The organism is Dactylosporangium sp. CA-092794, from assembly GCF_050948465.1.
Lineage (GTDB): Bacteria > Actinomycetota > Actinomycetes > Mycobacteriales > Micromonosporaceae > Dactylosporangium.
Map to the genome: position 1 here is coordinate 1858762 of NZ_CP192044.1, position 19682 is coordinate 1878443.

14 protein-coding genes and 1 pseudogene are annotated in these 19682 nt (G+C 73.2%); 8 read left to right on the plus strand and 7 right to left on the minus strand.

What is annotated here, in order from left to right:
* Window positions 1-858, plus strand: a complete 858-nt coding sequence (dapF, locus tag ACQPXD_RS08190) for a diaminopimelate epimerase (protein ID WP_432836354.1) — start codon at window positions 1-3, stop codon at window positions 856-858.
* Here dapF and ACQPXD_RS08195 read toward each other — a convergent pair.
* A complete protein-coding gene (locus ACQPXD_RS08195; RefSeq protein WP_432836356.1) occupies window positions 846-2291 on the minus strand; it encodes an NAD-dependent malic enzyme in 1446 nt (481 codons plus the stop codon). The genes dapF and ACQPXD_RS08195 overlap by 13 nt on opposite strands.
* 189 nt (window positions 2292-2480) lie before the next feature.
* On the opposite strand from ACQPXD_RS08195, the gene hflX reads away from it, so the two are divergent.
* A complete protein-coding gene (hflX, locus tag ACQPXD_RS08200) occupies window positions 2481-3836 on the plus strand; it encodes a GTPase HflX (RefSeq protein WP_432843721.1) in 1356 nt (451 codons plus the stop codon).
* A gap of 75 nt (window positions 3837-3911) precedes the next feature.
* The gene (locus ACQPXD_RS08205; RefSeq protein WP_432836358.1) at window positions 3912-5990 is read left to right on the plus strand and encodes a hypothetical protein; all 2079 of its coding nucleotides are present in this window, start codon (window positions 3912-3914) and stop codon (window positions 5988-5990) included.
* 1292 nt (window positions 5991-7282) lie between these two features.
* On the opposite strand, the gene lexA is transcribed toward ACQPXD_RS08205, so the two are convergent.
* Window positions 7283-8053: a transcriptional repressor LexA gene (lexA, locus tag ACQPXD_RS08210; protein ID WP_432843723.1), complete on the minus strand. Its 771-nt coding sequence runs from the start codon at window positions 8051-8053 to the stop codon at window positions 7283-7285.
* A 409-nt stretch (window positions 8054-8462) separates the two neighbouring features.
* Between lexA and ACQPXD_RS08215 the strand changes: the two genes are divergently transcribed.
* The 3 genes and pseudogenes from ACQPXD_RS08215 (at window position 8463) to ACQPXD_RS08225 (ending at window position 12837) form a co-directional block, all read left to right on the plus strand.
* Complete coding sequence (locus tag ACQPXD_RS08215) at window positions 8463-8783, plus strand: LysM peptidoglycan-binding domain-containing protein (RefSeq protein ID WP_432836360.1); 321 nt, start codon at window positions 8463-8465, stop codon at window positions 8781-8783.
* A 279-nt stretch (window positions 8784-9062) separates the two neighbouring features.
* A pseudogene (nrdR, locus tag ACQPXD_RS08220) lies at window positions 9063-9521 on the plus strand (transcriptional regulator NrdR); the annotation flags it as partial.
* 466 nt (window positions 9522-9987) lie between these two features.
* Entirely contained in the window at window positions 9988-12837 is a 2850-nt protein-coding gene (locus ACQPXD_RS08225) for a vitamin B12-dependent ribonucleotide reductase (protein WP_432836362.1), read from the plus strand.
* A 72-nt stretch (window positions 12838-12909) separates the two neighbouring features.
* Here the strand turns inward: ACQPXD_RS08225 and ACQPXD_RS08230 are convergent, their stop codons facing one another.
* The 4 genes from ACQPXD_RS08230 to ACQPXD_RS08245 all read right to left on the minus strand — a co-directional run bounded on the left by ACQPXD_RS08230 (window position 12910) and on the right by ACQPXD_RS08245 (window position 17564).
* Window positions 12910-13464: a hypothetical protein gene (locus ACQPXD_RS08230; protein ID WP_432836364.1), complete on the minus strand. Its 555-nt coding sequence runs from the start codon at window positions 13462-13464 to the stop codon at window positions 12910-12912.
* Window positions 13465-13648: 184 nt separating this feature from the next.
* The gene (locus tag ACQPXD_RS08235) at window positions 13649-14572 is read right to left on the minus strand and encodes a DNA-processing protein DprA (protein WP_432836366.1); all 924 of its coding nucleotides are present in this window, start codon (window positions 14570-14572) and stop codon (window positions 13649-13651) included.
* 124 nt (window positions 14573-14696) lie between these two features.
* A complete protein-coding gene (locus ACQPXD_RS08240; RefSeq protein WP_432836368.1) occupies window positions 14697-15698 on the minus strand; it encodes an ADP-ribosylglycohydrolase family protein in 1002 nt (333 codons plus the stop codon).
* Window positions 15699-15728: 30 nt separating this feature from the next.
* Window positions 15729-17564, minus strand: coding sequence for a hypothetical protein (locus ACQPXD_RS08245; protein ID WP_432836370.1), 1836 nt, complete (start codon window positions 17562-17564; stop codon window positions 15729-15731).
* Between the two features lie 34 nt (window positions 17565-17598).
* Here ACQPXD_RS08245 and ACQPXD_RS08250 point away from each other — a divergent pair, with 34 nt between their 5' ends.
* Complete coding sequence (locus tag ACQPXD_RS08250) at window positions 17599-18687, plus strand: acyltransferase family protein (RefSeq protein ID WP_432836372.1); 1089 nt, start codon at window positions 17599-17601, stop codon at window positions 18685-18687.
* Window positions 18684-19097: a GNAT family N-acetyltransferase gene (locus ACQPXD_RS08255; RefSeq protein ID WP_432836374.1), complete on the plus strand. Its 414-nt coding sequence runs from the start codon at window positions 18684-18686 to the stop codon at window positions 19095-19097. Before ACQPXD_RS08250 ends, ACQPXD_RS08255 begins: the two co-directional genes overlap by 4 nt.
* On the opposite strand, the gene ACQPXD_RS08260 is transcribed toward ACQPXD_RS08255, so the two are convergent.
* The gene (locus ACQPXD_RS08260; protein ID WP_432836376.1) at window positions 19080-19682 is read right to left on the minus strand and encodes a hypothetical protein; all 603 of its coding nucleotides are present in this window, start codon (window positions 19680-19682) and stop codon (window positions 19080-19082) included. The genes ACQPXD_RS08255 and ACQPXD_RS08260 overlap by 18 nt on opposite strands.

Here is a 19682-nt window from a genome sequence, read left to right on the forward strand (position 1 = left end):
ATGCGCTTCGCGAAAGGCCACGGCACGGGCAACGACTTCGTCATCCTGCCCGACCCCGACGGCACCCTGCCGCTGACCCCGGCCCTGGTCGCCGCCCTGTGCGACCGGCGCCGCGGCATCGGCGCCGACGGCGTGCTGCGCGTGGTGCGCAGCGCCGCCCACCCGGAGGCGGAGGCGTCCGCGGCCGGCGCGGAGTGGTTCATGGACTACTGGAACGCCGACGGCTCGCAGTCGGAGATGTGCGGCAACGGGGTGCGCGTCTACGCGCGATACCTGGCCGAGGCCGGCCTGGCCGACCCGGAGGGATCGTTCGACCTCGTCACCCGCGCGGGTGTGGTGCCGGTCACCATGGGCGAGGAGATCACCGCCGGAATGCCGGTTCCGCGGGTGTACGTCGAGAGTGAGGCCGCGACCAACGGGGCGACCTTCCGCGGCACGGCGGTCGACGTCGGCAACCCGCACCTGGTCTGCCCGGTCGACGAGCCGACGCTGGAGGGCCTCGACCTGGCCCGCGCGCCCTCGGTCGACCCGCTGATCTTCCCGGCCGGGGTCAACGTCGAGTTCGCCGCGGTGGGCTCGGCGCCGGTCGGCGCGGACCTCTACCGGCGGATGCGCGTCTACGAGCGCGGCTCCGGCGAGACCCAGTCCTGCGGCTCCGGCGCGTGCGCGGTCGCCGCGGTGGCGCTGCACCACGCGGGCCTCGAGGCCGGCGTGGTCGTCGTCGACCTGCCCGGCGGGCGGCTGACGGTGACCTCGACGCCGAGCGAGTGCCTGCTGCGGGGGCCCGCGGTCATCGTCGCCCACGGCGACGTCGACGCGCAGGCCATCCGGCAGCTCGCGCCCACCTACTCCTCGTAGGGCTTTTCGATCCCGTCGGGGGTCGAGTCCAGCACCGGCCCCTTCGCCGCGGCCCGCACGGCGGCGGCGACGGCCGGTGCCACGCGCGCGTCGAAGACGCTCGGCACGATGACCGTCGGGTTGAGCTTGTCCTCGCCCACCGTGTCGGCGATCGCCCGGGCCGCGGCCAGGGCCATCGCGTCGGTGAACTCGCGCGCCTGCGCGTCGAGCATGCCCCGGAACACCCCGGGGAAGGCCAGCACGTTGTTGATCTGGTTCGGCTGGTCGGAGCGGCCGGTCGCGACGATCGCGGCGTGCTCGCGGGCCTCCCGCGGGTCGACCTCCGGGTCGGGGTTGGCCAGCGCGAACACGATCGAGTCGGGCGCCATCGTGGCGATGTCGGCGCCGGTGAGCAGGTTGGGCGCGCTCACCCCGATGAACACGTCGGCGCCGCGCAGCGCCCCGCGCAGGTCGCCCGCGTAGTTGTCCTTGTTCGTGTTCTCCGCCAGCCACTGCCAGGCGTCGCTCAGCCCGGTCATGCCGCGGTGCAGCGCGCCCGGCCGGTCGGTGGCGATCACGTCGCCGACGCCCTGCTTGAGCAGCAGCTTCATGATCGCGGTGCCGGCCGCGCCGGCGCCGCTGACCACCACGCGGACCTGGCCGATCGGCTTGCCGACCACGCGCAGCGCGTTGGTGAGCGCGGCCAGCACGCAGATCGCGGTGCCGTGCTGGTCGTCGTGGAAGACCGGGATGTCGAGCTGGTCGCGCAGCCGCTGCTCGATCTCGAAGCAGCGCGGGGCGGCGATGTCCTCGAGGTTGATTCCGCCGTACGCCGGGGCGATCGCCCGGACGATCGAGATGATCTCTTCGGTGTCCTGCGTGTCGAGCACGACCGGCCAGGCGTCGACCCCGCCGAAGCGCTTGAACAGCGCGGCCTTGCCCTCCATGACCGGCATGGCGGCATAGGGCCCGATGTTGCCCAGGCCTAGCACCGCCGAGCCGTCGGTGACCACGGCGACCGTGTTGCGCTTGATGGTCAGCCGGCGGGCGTCGTCCGGGTTCTCGGCGATGGCCAGGCAGACCCGGGCCACGCCGGGCGTGTACGCCCGGGAGAGCTCGTCGCGGTTGCGCAGTGCGACCTTGGGGGCGACCTCGATCTTGCCGCCGAGGTGCAGCAGGAACGTGCGGTCGGAGACCTTGCGCACGTCGACCCCGTCGAGCTTCTCCAGGCCGGCGACGACCTGCTCGGCGTGGGAGGAGTCGGCGGTGTCGCAGGTGAGGTCGACGACGACGTTGTTGCTGTCGGAGTCGACGACGTCGACGGCGGTCACGATCCCGCCGGCGTCGCCGACGGCGGTGGTGAGGCGGCCGATGGCGGTGGCGTCGGCGATGACGGAGACGCGGATGGTGATCGAAAACCCGGCGCTGGGCAGTCTGTGTGTAACAGGTGTCACGGACCCATTCTCACCCCGCCGATCACCCGCCGGCCGCACCGGGTGGGCGCCGTGTGGATATCAAGTGCCACCACGGGCCGGAGGTGTCAGGATTGACGGGTTGAGCGTTACCCCACCGAGGAGATCATCTTGCGTTTTTCCGCGGACGCCTACGACGCGACGGACTTCGTCGACGACGTCGAGCTCGATCTGGAGCTCGAGGAGCGGCACGCCCTGCGGCGGGTCGCCGGACTGTCCACGGAGCTCGCCGACGTCACCGAGGTCGAGTACCGGCAGCTGCGCCTGGAGCGGGTCGTGCTCGTCGGGGTGTGGACCGAGGGGACCGTCACCGACGCCGAGAACTCCCTGACCGAGCTGGCCGCGCTTGCCGAGACCGCCGGCTCCCAGGTGCTCGACGGCCTCATCCAGCGCCGCGGCCGGCCCGACCCGTCCACGTTCATCGGCCGGGGCAAGGTCGACGAGCTGCGCTCGGTCGTGCGGGTCAGCGGCGCCGACACCGTCATCTGCGACGGCGAGCTGTCCCCCTCGCAGCTGCGCACGCTGGAGTCGCAGGTCAACGTCAAGGTCATCGACCGCACGGCGCTGATCCTGGACATCTTCGCCCAGCACGCCAAGAGCAAGGAGGGCAAGGCCCAGGTCGAGCTGGCGCAGCTGCAGTATTTCCTGCCGAGGCTGCGCGGCTGGGGTGAGGCGCTCAGCCGCCAGGCCGGCGGCTCGGCCAGCGGCAACGGCGGCGTGGGCCTGCGCGGCCCGGGTGAGACCAAGCTGGAGATCGACCGGCGGCGCATCCGCACCCGCATCGCGCGGCTCAAGCGCGAGATCGCCGCGATGGCGACGATCCGCGACACCAAGCGCGCCACCCGCCGGCGCAACCGGGTGCCCGCGGTGGCCATCGCCGGCTACACCAACGCGGGCAAGTCCAGCCTGCTCAACCGGCTGACCGGGGCGGGCGTGCTGGTCGAGGACGCGCTGTTCGCCACCCTGGACACCACCACCCGGCGGGCCCGCGCCGCGGACGGGCGGATCTACACGCTGTCCGACACGGTCGGGTTCGTCCGCCACCTGCCCCACCAGCTGGTCGAGGCCTTCCGGTCCACCCTGGAGGAGGTCGCCGAGGCCGACCTGGTGCTGCACGTGGTCGACGGCTCGCACCCGGACCCCGAGGCCCAGGTGCGGGCGGTCCGCGAGGTGCTGGCCGAGGTCGGCGCCGACGCGGTGCCGGAGCTGCTGGTGATCAACAAGCTGGACGCCGCCGACGAGGAGACCCAGCTGCGGCTCAAGGGCCTGTGGCCCGAGGCGGTCCTCGCCTCCGCGCGCACCGGCGCTGGCATCGACGACGTTCGCGCGGCGGTGGAGCGCAAGCTGCCCTGGCCGGCGATCGAGCTGACCGCGGTGGTGCCCTACGAGCGCGGCGACCTGGTCGCCCGGGTGCACTCGATCGGCGAGGTCCTGGAGACCTCCCACCTGGCCGAGGGCACCCGCATCCGGGCCCGGGTCACCGAGGGGCTCGCCGCGGAGCTTGCCCCATTTGCCATGTCCTCATAGCGTTTTCCCGATTACCGTGGGTGACAGCCGGACCGCGTGCCCCCAATCCCGGTCCGGCTCTGCCAAACTTGTGCGATGCGAGTTCGGGTGGTGCTCTGTGCGAGTGCGGTGATTTGTCTGTCGGCCGGGGTGTCCGCACCGGCCGCGGCTCACGCACCGTCACCCGCGGCGGGCACGTCGGTCTGCGCGCCCAACCCGAAGGACGTCAATGAGATCTCCGGGCTGGTGGCCACCCAGAGCGGCTACTACGCGGTCCAGGACAGCCAGCTCGCCCCGGCCAAGCCCAAGATCTATGTGCTGGACAACGCCTGCAAGCTGACCAAGACGATCGCCTATCCGTTCCCGGCCCGCGACCCCGAGGACCTCGCCCTCGACAAGAACGGCACGCTCTACATCGCCGACATCGGCGACAACGACGAGGCGAGCGGCGGCCAGAAGGAGGCCCGCTCCTCGGTCGCGATCTGGACCATGGCGGCCAACGCCGGCCAGCCCACCATCAACCGCCTCACCTATCCGGACGGCAAGAAGCACGACGCCGAGGCCCTGCTCATCAACGGCGACGGCCTGCCGGTGATCATCACCAAGACGCCGCCGATCGAGGTGTATGTCCCCGAGGGCCCGCTCGTGCCCGGCGTCGAGAAGCCCAGCTCCGCGCAGATGGTCAAGCTCAAGAAGGTCGGCACCTTCACCACGCAGGACACCAAGACCGCCAACCCGTTCGGCCTGGTCGGCGAGAAGGTGGTGACCGGCGCGGCGGCCTCGCCCGACGGCTCGAAGGTCGTCGTGCGCACCTACTCGGACGCCTACGAGTTCGACGTCCCCGGCGGCGACGTGGTCAAGGCGATCACCAGCGGCAAGCCGCGCATCACCCCGCTGCCCAACGAGCCACAGGGCGAGTCGATCACCTACACGCCGGACGGCAAGAACTACGTCACCGCCTCCGACCAGGACACGACGAAGAAGACGCCGCTGTTGAAGTACACGCCGACGGACTTCCAGGTGGCTGCCGCCGGCACCGGCACGGGCGGCAGCTCGCCGACCTCCAAGCCGAAAGACAAGTCGTTCCTGCAGTCGGTGACGCTGCAGGACATCACCTACGCGGTCTCCGCCATCGGCCTGCTGGGCCTGGGCCTGGTTATCGCCGGCGTCATCGGCATCCGCCGCTCCCGCGCCGCCCGCCGCCTGGCCGGCCCCGCCACGCCTTCCCGCACCCCCGCCGACGACCCGGAGCACGAGTTCGGCATGCCGGCCACGGTCGGCGGCCCTCCCGGCGCCCCCGGCGGCAACGTCTACGGCGGCTCCGCCCGCCCCGCCGCCAACTCGGCCCCCGGCAACGTCTACGGCGGCGCCGCCCCCGCCGGCGCCCCCGGCTCCCCTGGCGCCGCCGGCGGCAACGTCTACGGCGCCGCCTCCCCGGGCAACGCCCGCTCCTCCGGCCGCGCCCCCACCGCCCCAGGCCCCGGCGGCCCCGGCGGCCCCGGCGGCGGCAACGTCTACGGCGGCTCCTCCGGCAACGCCCCACCCGGCGGCCGCAGTCCCGGCAGCGGCGGCGGCCCGGGCGGCGGCGGTCCCGGCCCGGGCGGCGGTGGTCCCGGCGGCGGCGCGGGCGGTGGCGGCGCGGGCGGCGCGGGCGGCGGCAACGTCTACGGCGGCGGCTCTTCCGGCAACGCCCCGTCCGGCGGCCGAGGCGCCGGCGGTCCGGGCGGAGGTGGCCAGCCGGGCAGCGGTCCCGGCGGCGGCAACGTCTATGGCGCCGGTCCAGGAGGCGGCGGCGGTGGCTCGGGTAGCGGCCGCGGCTCTGCCAGCGTCGGCGGAGGCGGCCGCGGCTCCGGCTCCGGTTCCGGCGGCGGTCGCGGCTCCGGCGGCTCCGGCTCTGGCGGCGGTCGCGGCCCGAGCGGCGGTGGCTCCGGCGGCGGTCGCGGCGGCGGTGGCTCCGGCGGCGGTGGCTCGGGCGGCGATGGCGGTGATGGCGGCCCTGGCGGTGGCGGACCGACGGGCGGCAACGTCTACGGCGGCGGAGGCAGCCCAGGCGCCGGCGACCGCGGCGGCTACGGCCCACAGTCCGACTACGACCGCCAATCACCGCGCGGCTTCGCCCAGGGCCCTCCGCCGTCGAACCACGACCAGCGCGGCGGCTACGCCCCTCACCGCTGACCAGCCACCCTCCACCCGCGAGCCCCGTGCGGGAGGCGCCGCTCGTGCGGGCGGGGCGTCGCTCGTGCGGGCGGGGCGTCGCTCGTGCGGGCGGGGCGTCGCTCGTGCGGGCGGGGCGTCGCTCGTGCGGGCGGGGCGTCGCTCGTGCGGGCGGGGCGTCGCTCGTGCGGGCGGGGCGTCGCTCGTGCGGGCGGGGCGTCGCTCCGTGTGGGCGGCGTCGCTCGCGTCAGAGGTGTCGCCGGCGGTTGGGGTTGGCCTTGCGCGAGCTGACGGCAGGACCCGGCCCGTTGAGGCGAGCCGGTTCCTTGAGGTCTGCTCCTTGAGGGGTGCGCGCCTAGCGGGTCTGCCGTCGCTGCGGACCGTTCGACGGCGTGACGCCGGTGCGGTCTCTCAGCGGCGCCGCGAGGTCGCTGAGCCCGGCCGACCAGAAGTCTCCGGGATCATGCGTGCCACCATCGCGGAACGGCGTTTTGCGCTGATCTTGGAGACATAAGGTACCTATGTGTACACGTTCGCTCCGCGATCATGAAAAAGCCGTGGTGCGGGCGCGCGTGCGGCATGATCACGGAGACTTTTGGTTGCGCGGGACCTGCCCGGCCGATGCTGGCTGACGGACGGCCATCCAATCGCCGCGGCATGAGGGGCGCACCGGCGGCCGCTGGTGTAGCAGTGTGCCCGGCGACAGAACGGTGCCGCCCAGGGATGGATGGTGAGGCGGGGCTCGGGCGGCGGCTGGGGTGTCCGGCGTGCAGTGGTCGCGGCGGTGGGCCCAGGCGCGTATGGCGTGCGGCGGCCGCTTGCTGGGCCGGGTCGCCTGAGGGCGGGCGGCCCGCTCCGGGGGTGACCTCGGCGGTCGCGCTCGTCGCCGAGCCGATCGCAGCCGCGGCCAGCACGCCACGCCGCCGCCCTGTCGCGCCTGCCCCACGGCGGGTCGGCGGTGCGCTGCGCCCCACACTGGCGGTGCGCTGCGCCGCGGTGGGCGGTGCGGTGGGGCGGCGGTGCGCCGGGTCCGGCGGGGCTAGGCGCTGGCGGTGCGCTGCGGTGCGGTGGTGCGCTGCGCCGCGGCGGGGCGGGGCGGGGCGGTGGGGTGCGGCGCGCCGGGTCCGGTGGTGCGGGGCGGTGCGGCGGTGCGGTGCGCCCGGTCCGGTGGGGCGCTCGGTGCTGGCGGTGCACTGCGGTGGGCGGTGCGGGGGCGCTGGGGGTCGGTAGGGCGCGGCGAGCCGGCCGGGTGCTGGGGCCGGGGGCCCGGGGCCCGGGGGGGGGGAGAGAGAGAGAGAGGGAGAGCCCCGGGGTCAGATGCGGCGGACGACTGTGACGACGCGGCCCAGGATGGTGGCGTGGTCGCCGGGGATGGGGTCGAAGGCGGCGTTCTGGGGCATGAGCCAGACGTGGCCGTCGCGGTTGCGGTAGGTCTTCACGGTGGCCTCGCCCTCCAGCATGGCGGCGACGATGTCGCCGTTGTTGGCGGTGGGCTGTTGGCGGACCACTACCCAGTCGCCGTCGCAGATGGCGGCGTCGAGCATTGAGTCGCCCTTGACTTGCAGCATGAAGAGGGTGCCCTCGCCGACCAGTTCGCGGGGGAGGGGGAAGACGTCCTCGACGGCCTGCTCGGCGAGGATCGGGCCGCCGGCGGCGATGCGGCCGAGGACCGGGACGTAGGCGGGAGCGGGGCGGGCGGCGCGGGCGGCCTCCTCGTCGACGGTGACGAGCTCGCTCGGGGGGCGGACGTCGACGGCGCGGGGGCGGTTGGGGTCGCGGCGCAGGTAGCCCTTGCGCTCCAGTTCCTTGAGTTGGTAGGCGACGCTGGACGGGGAGACCAGGCCGACGGCCTCGCCGATCTCGCGGACGCTCGGCGGGTAGCCGTTGCGCTCGACGGCGGCGCGGATGAACTCCAGGATGCGGCGCTGGCGGACGGTCAGGTCGGCGGCGAACAGGTCGGGGAAGGCGCTGACCACGGCGGTGACCGCGCGCATCTCCGGCTCGCCGCCGCGGCGGCGGGTGGCGCGCCGGGAGCCGGAGCGGCCGCCGATGGCGGTGACCTCGGCGCCGGGGGCGTCGATCATCTCGTCCGGCTCGCTCGCGGATGCGCCGGTGATGTCGTCGGCTGACACGTCGTCCTCCCTCGTGTTGGCAGGGCGGGCCGGCGCCGCGCCTGCGGACGGGCCGTGGGGCGGCCCGTCACCCGGGCTCCGCGGCGGGTGCGACGGAGCCGGTTGTCGCATTCGGTCGTGTTGTCCAGTTTGCTGCGGTACTAGATGCGGTTGTGCCGATCGCGATGCGCGCCGGACGAGTTGTCCGATCCGCGTTGGGATCGTGTGTGGATCACCGTATCGCCGAGGTACGACAGTTTCAAACATCTGTACTACGTGGCGCGCCAAATTTTCGGCGAGTTGGCTCGACATCGGTCTCCCCGCTCTGGTAGACCATCGTACGGCTGTTCTATCGAACGGATGTACGGACGAGGGGGCCGACATGGGACGATGGGCCGCAAACACGCATGAAAAGCCGCCGATCCGGCTGACCCGGCGGGGGCGGGTCGTCCTGTTCTGCCTCCTGCTCGGTCTCGTGGGCGGGCTCGCCGCGCTGCTGTCGGCGCCCGGTCAGGCGGCCGACCCGCCGGGGCCGGCTCCGGTGGTCATCGTCCAGCCGGGCGACACGCTGTGGGACATCGCGAGCCGCAGTCGCGGACGGCAAGGGCGCGACGCGACGGTCGAGGAGATCCGCCGTCTCAACCATCTGGACGGCTACAGTATCGACGCCGGGCAGCGGCTCGTCCTGCCTCGCACGCGCTGACCTGCGGTGATTCCGCGCCGGTGGCGTCCGGCCTGTTGAGACGCGCGACACAAACGGGTCGGTATCGGCGTTTGACTTGCGCCGGCGTAGGCGTCGGCATAGCGTCTACCCCTAGATGTAGTAGTTACAGGGGTGTAAGTCGACCACAGGTTGTGGAATCGGCAGACACCGATCACCGACCGTAGTTGTTCGGCGGAGTTCGCCTCGGCGGGCGCCCGCCCGGCTCTGCGTGCCGTCAAACCGGATATTTCCGGCGTACTATGAGAGAGGTCCATCGACATGCGGTGTCCGTACTGCCGGCACGCCGACTCGCGAGTCGTCGACTCGCGGGAGGCCGAGGATGGCCAGATCATCCGTCGGCGCCGGTCCTGCCCGGAGTGCGGCCGGCGGTTCACCACCGTCGAGGAGGCGGTGCTCGCCGTGGTCAAGCGCAGTGGGGTGACCGAGCCGTTCAGCCGGTCGAAGATCATCGCCGGGGTGCGCAAGGCGTGCCAGGGCCGGCCGGTCGACGAGGATTCCATCGCGCTGCTGGCCCAGAAGGTCGAGGAGACGGTGCGCGCCCGCGGCGCCGCCGAGCTGCCCAGCCACGAGGTCGGCCTGGCCATCCTGGCGCCGCTGCGGGAGCTCGACGAGGTCGCGTATCTGCGGTTCGCCAGCGTCTACCGGTCGTTCGACTCGCTCGGCGACTTCGAGCGCGAGATCGCCGCCCTGCGGGCCGGGTCCCAGGCGGCCAAAGGGCCGGGTCGCGAGGCTGGGGCGGGTCACGAGGCCGGGGCGGCCAAAGGGCCGGGTCACGAGGCCGGGCCGGGTCGCGAGGCTGGGGCGGGTCGCGAGGCTGGGGCGGCCGGCCGGGGCGAGCCGCCGAGCCACCATCCACACGACGGAGGGCCGCCGGTCGACGGGGCCTTGAGCGCCGCCGGGCGCGGCGGGCGCGGGGCGGGCTGACGCGGCGACGCAACACGGGCCGCACTCGCGCGAGGCGGACGAAACTTCACGAGAGCGAACGGGGCCGGCCCGGTGACGGGCGGGCCTTTGCCGGGGGAGCGCGGAAGAACGAGGGGCCATGGCCGGGCGGGAGACTGTCCCGGCCGCGGACAAAAGCGAAAAACGCTCACAAAGTGAGCATGCGCGGCGGTAGGCAGTGGCCGTACCGAAGCCGCGAAAACGAACAAACGTGAACACAACGCTGATGAGGGGGCCGCGGATGGCGGGGGAGACGAAGACGAAGGCGTCGGCACGCAAGGATCAGCGGGAGGGGCTGCGGATCGAGCGGGTCTGGACGACGGCGGGTGTGCACCCGTACGACGAGGTGGCGTGGGAGCGCCGCGACGTCGTCATGACGAACTGGCGGGACGGCTCGATCAACTTCGAGCAGCGGGGGGTCGAGTTTCCGACGGCGTGGAGCGTCAACGCCGCCAACATCGTCACCACCAAGTACTTCCGCGGTGCGGTCGGCACCCCGGCGCGCGAGCAGTCGCTGCGCCAGCTGATCGACCGGGTCGTGTCGACCTACCAGCGGGCCGGGCAGGAGTACGGCTACTTCGCCACCGAGCAGGACGCCGAGATCTTCGGCCATGAGCTGACCTGGATGCTGCTGCACCAGGTGTTCAGCTTCAACTCGCCGGTGTGGTTCAACGTCGGCACGCCGTCGCCGCAGCAGGTCAGCGCCTGCTTCATCCTGGCCGTCGACGACTCGATGGACTCGATCCTCGACTGGTACAAGGAGGAGGGCTTGATCTTCAAGGGCGGCTCCGGCTCCGGCGTCAACCTGTCCCGGATCCGCTCGTCCAAGGAGCTGCTGACCAGCGGCGGCACCGCGAGCGGGCCGGTGTCGTTCATGCGCGGCGCGGACGCCTCCGCCGGCACCATCAAGAGCGGCGGCGCCACCCGGCGGGCGGCGAAGATGGTCATCCTCGACGTCGACCACCCCGACGTGGAGGAGTTCATCGAGACGAAGGCGCGCGAGGAGGACAAGATCCGCGCGCTGCGCGACGCCGGGTTCGACATGGACCTCGGCGGCAAGGACATCGTCAGCGTTCAGTACCAGAACGCCAACAACTCCGTGCGGGTCTCCGGCGAGTTCATGCGCTCGGTCGAGGACGACACCGAGTTCGGGCTGCGGGCCCGGCTCGACGGCAGCGTCGTGTCGACCGTCAAGGGCAAGCAGCTGTTCCACAAGATCGCCCAGGCGGCGTGGGAGTGCGCCGACCCCGGCATCCAGTACGACGACACGATCAACGACTGGCACACCTGCCCGGAGACCGGGCGGATCACCGCGTCGAACCCGTGCAGCGAGTACATGCACCTGGACAACTCCAGCTGCAACCTGGCCTCGCTCAACCTGCTGAAGTACCTGGGCACCGACGGCACGTTCGACGTCGAGAAGTTCGTCAAGTCGGTCGAGCTCGTGATCACGGCGATGGACATCTCGATCTGCTTCGCCGACTTCCCGACCGAGAAGATCGGTGAGACCAGCCGCGCGTACCGCCAGCTCGGCATCGGCTACGCCAACCTGGGCGCGCTCCTCATGGCCAGCGGCCTCGCCTACGACTCCGAGGGCGGCCGGGCCGTCGCGGCGGCGATCAGCAGCCTGATGTCGGGCACCGCCTACCGCCGCTCGGCCGAGCTGGCCGGCGTGGTTGGCGCCTACGACGGCTACGCGCGCAACGCGACCGCCCACCAGCGGGTCATGCACAAGCACGCCGCCGCCAACGATGCCATCGGTACCGTCGGTGCCGTCGACATCGCCGTCAAGGAGGCCGCGACGGCGCAGTGGGCCCTGGGCAACGAGATCGGCGCCAAGAACGGCTGGCGTAACGCGCAGGCCAGCGTGCTCGCCCCGACCGGCACCATCGGGCTGATGATGGACTGCGACACCACCGGCGTCGAGCCCGACCTGGCCCTGGTGAAGTTCAAGAAGCTCGTCGGCGGCGGGTCGATGCAGATCGTCAACCAGACCGTGCCGCGGGCGCTGCGCACCCTGGGGTACCAGGAAGAACAGATCGAAGCGATCGTCGAGCACATCTCGTCGCACGGCCACGTCGTCGACGCCCCGGGGCTGCGCCCCGAGCACTACAGCGTCTTCGACTGCGCCATGGGCGAGCGGACCATCGCGCCGATGGGCCACGTGCGGATGATGGCGGCGATCCAGCCGTTCATCTCCGGCGCCATCTCCAAGACGGTCAACATGCCGGAGTCGGCGACCGTCGAGGACGTCGAGGAGATCTACTACCAGGGCTGGAAGCTCGGCATCAAGGCCCTGGCCATCTACCGCGACAACTGCAAGGTCGGCCAGCCCCTGTCCGCGGTCTCGTCCAAGAAGGCGGAGGAGCCCGCGCCGGTCGTCCAGGAGGTCGTGAAGACCGAGAAGGTGATCGAGTACCGCCCGGTCCGCAAGCGGCTGCCGAAGAAGCGTCCGAGCTCCACGGTCTCGTTCTCCGTCGCCGGCGCCGAGGGCTACCTGACCGCGTCGTCCTACCCGGACGACGGCCTCGGCGAGGTCTTCCTGAAGATGTCGAAGCAGGGCTCCACCCTGGCCGGCGTCATGGACGCCTTCTCGGTGGCGATCTCGATCGGCCTGCAGTACGGCGTGCCGCTGGAGACCTACGTCACGAAGTTCGTGAACATGCGCTTCGAGCCGGCCGGCATGACCGACGACCCGGACATCCGGCTGGCCAGTTCGGTCATGGACTACATCTTCCGCCGCCTGGCGCTGGACTTCCTGGACTTCGACACCCGCTCGGAGCTGGGCATCCTGACGTCGTCCGAGCGCTCGGCCCAGCTGCGCGCCGAGGCCGGCGGCGGCGAGTCCGACATCGACCTGACCGAGATGCGCAACTCGGCCCCGGTGGAGAAGCACGCACCGGCGAACCCGAAGCCGGTCGAGGTGGCCATCGAGTCCCCGCGCCGCGCCGGCTCCTCGACGGAACTGCTGGAACTGGTCCAGGGCAAGGCCGCCGACGCACCGCTGTGCTTCACCTGCGGCACGAAGATGCGCCCCGCCGGCTCCTGCTACGTCTGCGAGGGCTGCGGCTCCACCAGCGGCTGCAGCTGACGCCCAACCCCGCCGACCGCCCGGGCCCGCACGGGTCCGGGCGGTCGCGTCGCCGGGCCGCCAGCGGCCCGGCTACCGCTCGATGCCGCAGCGCTCCAGGTCGAACGGCGGCGCCGATCGGAGCTGTTCGACCATCGGTCCGGACGGGCCGAATCCGGGATTGATGTGGCGGCCCAGCACCACGGCCGCGACGGCGGCCGCGCCGGCTTCCTTGAGCGCGGCGGCCAGCGACTGCAGCCGGCCACCACTGGTCCAGGTGTCGTCGAGCAGCAGCACGCGGGCTCGCGCCGCCGCTCCCGGGGCGACGAAGAAGCGGTCGCGGTGGAAGTCTCGGTTGTCGTTGGAGTAGGCCGAGCTGGCCGTCGCCCGGACCAGCGGCAGGCCGACGCGCCCGGCGAGAACGGTCTCCAGCGGATGCGGACCCGACCGTCCCCTCGTCGAGGGGACGGTCGCCGCGTGCGTCAGCGCTCCGCCGGTGGCGGCGGTCAGGCATTGCCAGTGCCGCCGGAGGAACATCAGGCCGAGCGCCGAAAGGCTGAACTGGGCCCGGCGGGACGGATACGGCGCCTTGTAGGCCGCCAGATTGTGCGCGTGCTGCCCGTTCTTGATGGCATAGGCGACGGGCACCACGACGTCCGCCAGGTCGCTGCCCGCCGCATTGCGATGCTGCCGACATTGGTAGCACAGGTCGTAGCGTGGGTCGATCGGCCCGCGGCAGACCGCGCAGATGCCAGGGCCCGCCGGAAGCGGATTCCGCAGGAAAATGCGCTGCGTTTCGACGGACCGCCGGGCGACGGCCCAGTATTCGTCGTTATTGGCGGTGGACAAGGGGCGGCAGGCCCTCCAGCGGATCCAAAGGATCGGGGATCTGGCTGACGATGTCGTCGACGGCCGCGAGCAGCTCGTCCACGTTGCCGACCACATACACGCCGGGCCGGGTGGCGTAGTCGCGTGCCCAGTCGTGCTCGAGCAGCGAGTCGACCAGCACGACCGGGCGGCCGTGCTGGAGGGCCAGCCGGGCCTGCATCCGGGCGCCGCTCTGGTAGGTGGCTTCGACGACCACGGTCGCCGCGGCGTATCCGCTCATGACCGCGTTGCGCATCGGGAACGTCTGCTTCGTCGGAGCGGCATCGGGCCAGAATTGGCTCAGCACGAGCCCTTCTCGCACGATGCGGTCCTGGAGCGGCCGGTTCGCCGCCGGGTAGGAGCGGTTGACGCCGGTGCCGATGATCGCGACCGTCCGGCCGCCCGCCTCCAACGCTGCCTCGTGCGCGGCGGTGTCGATGCCCTTGGCCAGGCCGGACACGACCGTCACGGCGCTCCGGGCGAGCGCGGTCGCCGCCCGCCGCGCTGTCCGCACGCCGCGCTCGGACGGGTTGCGCGTGCCGACCACGGCGACCGCGCGCCGGTCGTCGGCCAAGCTTCCGCGGGTGAACACCACCGGCGGCATCTGGTGGATGTCGCGCAGGGGAGCCGGATACGACTCGTCGAAGAGGCAGTGCACGGCGATGCCCTCGGTCAGCCAGCCGCGGACCTCGTCGGCGGCGGCATCGAGCGCCGCGTCGAAGGCGTCGTCGTCATCGAACAGCGTCGCGCCCGAGTACAGCGCCCGGCGCAGCACCGGCATGGCCCGCCCCTCGGCGAGCACGTCCGCCGCGATGTCCGCCCAGCGGGCGCCCGGCCGCCGCAGCAGCGCCACCAGGGCGGCGGCCTCGGCCAGGCGATCTTCCGGCATGGTTCCGATCTTAGGAGCCATACCGGCTGAGGTCAGCGGCACGGCGCTCATGGCGGCTCCTTTCCGCGGCTGAAATCACCACCTTCGGTATACGCCTTGGCACAAGTGTTCGACAAGATCTCGGCTAGCTGGACCAGGCGGTGGCGAGGCGGGTGAGGTCGGGGCGGTACTCGATGCGGGAGTACCAGTCGGCGGGCCAGGCTTCCTCGCCGTGGATGGCGCCGGCGAAGGTGCCGGTCAAGGAGGCGATCGAGTCTGAGTCGCCGGAGGAGGCGGCGGCGCGGGCTATGGCGTCCACCGGGGCGTCGGGGAAGAGCAGCAGGCAGAATACCGCGGTGGCCAGGGCCTCCTCGGCTACCCAGCCGGCGCCGGCGGCGGTGCAGGGGTCGGCGTCGGGGCCTACGTGGCGGGCGGCGTCCTCCAGGCCGGTCAGGGCCTGCTTGCACTCGTCCCAGCCCTGGGCGATGAAGTCTTCCGGGGTCTCGATGCCTGGGCGGCGCCACAGGGTGTCGCCCAGCCAGTCGGCGCGGTAGAGCTTGCGCTGGGTGTCGCAGCGGGCTCGCAGGGCGGCCGGGAGCTCGGCGACCGGCAGGCCGTCCAGGAGCCAGCGGACGGCCAGGGCCGTCAGTTCCGAGGCGGCCAGGCCCGTCGGGTGGCCGTGGGTCAGGGCGGCCTGGAGCTGGGCGGAGCCGGCGCGTTCGTCGTCCGTCAAGGTTGGCGCCAGGCCCATGGGGGCCACGCGCATGTTGGCGCCGCAGCCCTTCGACTCGGCGACCGTCGCCTGCCACCAGGGCTTGCCGTCGGCCATGGCGGCGCAGGCGTCCATGCAGGTGCGGCCGGGGGCGCGGTCGTTCTCGTCGGAGCTCCACCACTGCAGGAAACGGCCGCGCAGGCGGGGCTCCAGGCGCTCGGCGGTGAACGGCGGCGCCTCCTGGGCGCTCAGCACGGCGTCGGCGACCGCCAAGGCCATCTGCGTGTCGTCGGTGACCGTGGCGCGCGGGGGCAGGTCGTGGGGGCCCCTCGGGCCGTACCGCCGCAGAATCTCCTCGTAGCTCAGGAACTCCGTCGGCGCGCCGAGCGCGTCGCCGAATGCGAGACCGAACAGGGAGCCTTTCACCTTCGACATGGCGACCTCCACAGGGACAGCCGTCGCACGCTATACCCGGACGACCTCGATGCGCGACCCCGGATGGCGGGCGCGGGTCGCGCGGGCGCGCCGCTCGGCGGCGTCGGTGAGAGCGAGCAGACGGACCGGGCCGCGGACCGAGGTCACCGAGGCGTCCAGGCGGCCGGGGGAGGTCACCGGCAGGTGGTTGTAGATCGCGCCGGCGGTGTCGCCGCTGGTGCGCTGGAGGGTGGAGAGGAACAGCGTGAGCCGGTACGACTCGTAGCCGGGGTCGTCGCCCACCACGATCGTCGGGATCGGGGCCGGGAAGCGGGCGGCGGCGGCCAGCAGCAGCGCCGCCTGGGCGGTGCGGGCCGGGTCCGGGCCGTCCAGCCAGGCCCGGGCCCAGTCGGTGGCCGGTTGCGGGCGGTCGGCGCGGGCGGCGCCGGTGAGCGCGACGATCGCGATCAGGGCCGGGACCGCGGCCGGCAACGACCGGCGCCGGCGGGCGGCGGCGGGCGAGGGCAGGTGCAGGGCGACCGCGCCGGCGCCGGCCAGCAGCAGGGCGAGGACGAGGTACAGCGCCTTGCTCGCGTAGTAGCCGCTGCCCACGCCGAACAGGCGCTGGCCGGCCAGCAGGACGCCGGCGAACGCGGCGACCGGGACGAACGTCACGGCGTACCCCCGCCAGATCCGGCTCCGCCGGGCCCGCCCGGTGAGCAGCCCGGTGGCGATGAGCGCGGCCAGGGCCAGCAGGGTGCCCCGGCCGAGCACCAGGTAGCCGGTCGCGAACAGCGCGCTCGCCTGGTCGGCGACGAGCACGCCGTAGGTCATCGGGGCGGCCGCGGCGGCGCCGCACAGCGCGGCCAGGACCAGCGCGACCGGGCGGCGGGTCAGCCGGCGCCACCGCAGCGCCAGCCAGATCAGGGCGGCCAGGGCGACCGGCGGCAGGTACAGGTAGTAGACGAACCCGACCGCGGCCAGCAGCGCGGCGACCAGCAGCAGCTGGTCGCGGGTGCGCGCGACCGGGCGGATCAGCACCGCCAGCAGCAGCACCGCGGCGGCCAGGCCGAGGACCTGGCTGGGGTACCCGAAGCTCAGCAGCTCCAGCATCGGCCCGGCGGCGCAGGCGGCGGCGACGAGCGCGGCGAGGACCAGCCGCCGGGCCGTGGTCAGCGCGCCCGCGCCGATCCACTGCGCGGCCCAGGCCAGGGCCAGGGCGAGCACCACGTACCCGCCGAGGACGTAGGCCAGGTAGTGGGTCAGCATGCCGGTACCACTGCCGAATGAACGATCGGACGAGCGCACGAATCCGTCGAGGAGCCCGGCCAGCAGGTGCGAACCCTGCGGGTAGTCGATCATGCCGCCGTAGACGAGGCGGCCCGCCCGCGCGCGGTCGGCGAACAGGTAGCCGCCGGTGTGCCGGATCGCGTCGAACACCGCGGCGTGCCGGGCCAGGTCCTCGCCCTCGAGCATGATCGCCAGGCGGCGCTGCGGGCCGGCGTGCCAGACCGGCCACGCGGCGACCAGGCCGACGCCCCCGGCCACCGCCGCCGCGACCGCGTCCGGCCAGCCGGGCCGGGGCAGGTTCGGCCGGCGGCCCGACCACGCGGCCAGCAGGATCAGCGCGGTCGCGGCGGTGCCCGCGACGGCGACCGGGTGCAGGCCCCACGGCCACACCGCGAAGACCAGCCCGGCCGCGCAGGTCGCGCCCAGCAGCAGGCCGAACGCGAGCATCAGCCGGTCGAGCAGCGTCCGGCCGCCGCGCAGCAGCGACGCGGTGGCCAGCAGCAGCAGCGGCGGCAGGGCGACCGCGGCCCCGGCGGTGTACAGGGCGGCGACGATCAGCCAGGCGAGCGCGATCAGCGCGAAAGTCCGCACCTCCATATAACGACATGTCCGAAAACTTCGTTATACCCGCGTGGCCACCCTTCGCGACCGGTACGACCCCCGCAGCAACGGACTCGGCCTGCTGCGGCTGCTCCTCGCGCTGTCCGTGCTCGTGGCGCACGCCTGGCCGCTCGGGTTCGGCGCCCCGAGCCCGGGCCAGCGGATCAGCCGCGGCCAGACCGACCTCGGCGCGCTGGCCGTCGACGGGTTCTTCGTGCTCTCCGGCTTCCTGGTCGCGGCCGGCCGCGGCGGCGCGCTGCGCTTCGCCTGGCACCGGTTCCTGCGCATCTTCCCCGGCCTGTGGGTGTGTCTGCTCGGCATCGCGCTGGCGGCGACGCTGACCGGCCACGCGGGCGGGCTCGAGTTCGCCCGGCGGAACTGGTCCGGCGCGGTGCACCGGTGGGGGATCGGCACGCTGTTCCTCGACACGCCCTACGGCCGGCTGGTGCACGGCAGCGTCGTCAACGGTTCGCTCTGGAGCCTGGTGTACGAGCTGCTGTGCTACTGCGGCCTCGCCGCGCTGGTCGCCGCCGGCCTGCCCCGCCGCGCGCCGTGGCTGGTGCCGGCGCTGGCCGGGGCCGCGTTCGCGGTCATCGTCGCCGACGCCCTGCACGACCCGACCACGCCGCGCTACCACGGCGGCCTCGGCCCGCTGCCGGTGTTCGGCTACGTGGACGCGCAGCTGGCCTGCTACCTCGGGTTCCTGTTCCTGCTCGGCGCGTCGGCCCAGCTCTACGCCCACCGCATCCCGCTGCACCCGGCGCTCGCCGCGGCGAGCGGGCTCGCGCTGGCCGTCACGCTCCTCGGCGGCGGTTTCTCCGTGGTGGGGTACCCCGCGCTGGCCTACCTGCTGCTGTACGCCGCCTGCGCGCTCCCGCGCCGCCTGCACCGCATCGGGCGGGAGCGCGACTACTCCTACGGCGTCTACATCTACGCGTTCCCGATCCAGCAGCTGGTGGCCCACTACGGCGGGGCGGCGTGGGGCGTGCTGCCGTACCTGGCGCTGTGCCTGCCCGTCGTGCTGCTCGCCGCGGCCGCCTCGTGGCACCTGGTCGAGCGGCCGGCGCTGTCGCTGAAGGACATCCGGCCCGCGGTCCGGCTCCTAACCTTGGCCCGGTGACCATCTCCTACGCCTGGCGCGCCCCCTTCACCTCCGCTGAGCTGTCGGCCCTGCACGCCGAGGGCTTCGGCCACCCGGACGACCGGGAGGAGCACCGGTGGGAGCGGGTGAACCGGCACAGCCTCGGCTGGGTCTGCGCCCGCGCCGCCGGCGGCGGGCTGGCCGGCTTCGTCAACGTGGCCTGGGACGGCGGCGAGCACGCCTTCGTCCTCGACACGCTGGTCGCCGCCGCGCACCGCCGGGCTGGCGTCGGCACCCGGCTGGTGGAGCTGGCCGCGTCCGGGGCGCGGGCGGCGGGCTGCGCCTGGCTGCACGTGGACTTCGAGCCGCACCTGACCGGCTTCTACCTCGACGCCTGCGGCTTCACCCCGACCGGGGCCGGGGTGCAGCGGCTACGTGGTCTTTCGTAGGGCCTTGAGGTCGGTGTGGGCCGTGCGCGCGGCCTGGCGGACCGGGGCGACCTGCCCGCGGATCGCCTCGCCGTCCGGGCCCGGCTTGACCGCCAGCAGCGCGTCGGCCTTGCCCTGCAGGGACTGGGCGATCGCGTCCAGCTTCGCGGTGTCCGCGCCCGGCTCGGCCTTCATCTTCGCGACCACCGCCAGTTCGGTGTCGATCGCCGCGGTGAGGCGCACCTTCGGGCCGGTCAGCAGGAAGACCCGGTAGTCGTACACCATGCTCTGCGCGTCGGCCTTGACCGCCGCGACGGTGGTCTCGCCCTGCACCTTGGTCTTCAGCGCGGTGAGGCCCGAGCGCTGGTCGGCGATGAGCCCGGTCAGCGCCGACTTGTGGCCGGAGGTCAGCTGGCCGGCTTTGCCGACCGTCGCCTCGAACTTGGTCAGGGCGTCGAGCCGCTTGTCGATGCGGGCCACGACGGCGTTGCGGGCCGGGTCCAGGCCGGCACCGGGCGACGGGGCGGCACCCGCGGGCGCGGCGGCCACCAGGGTGGCGGCGAGCGATGCCGTCAGGACGGCGGCGGTACGTGCGAATCGGTGCAT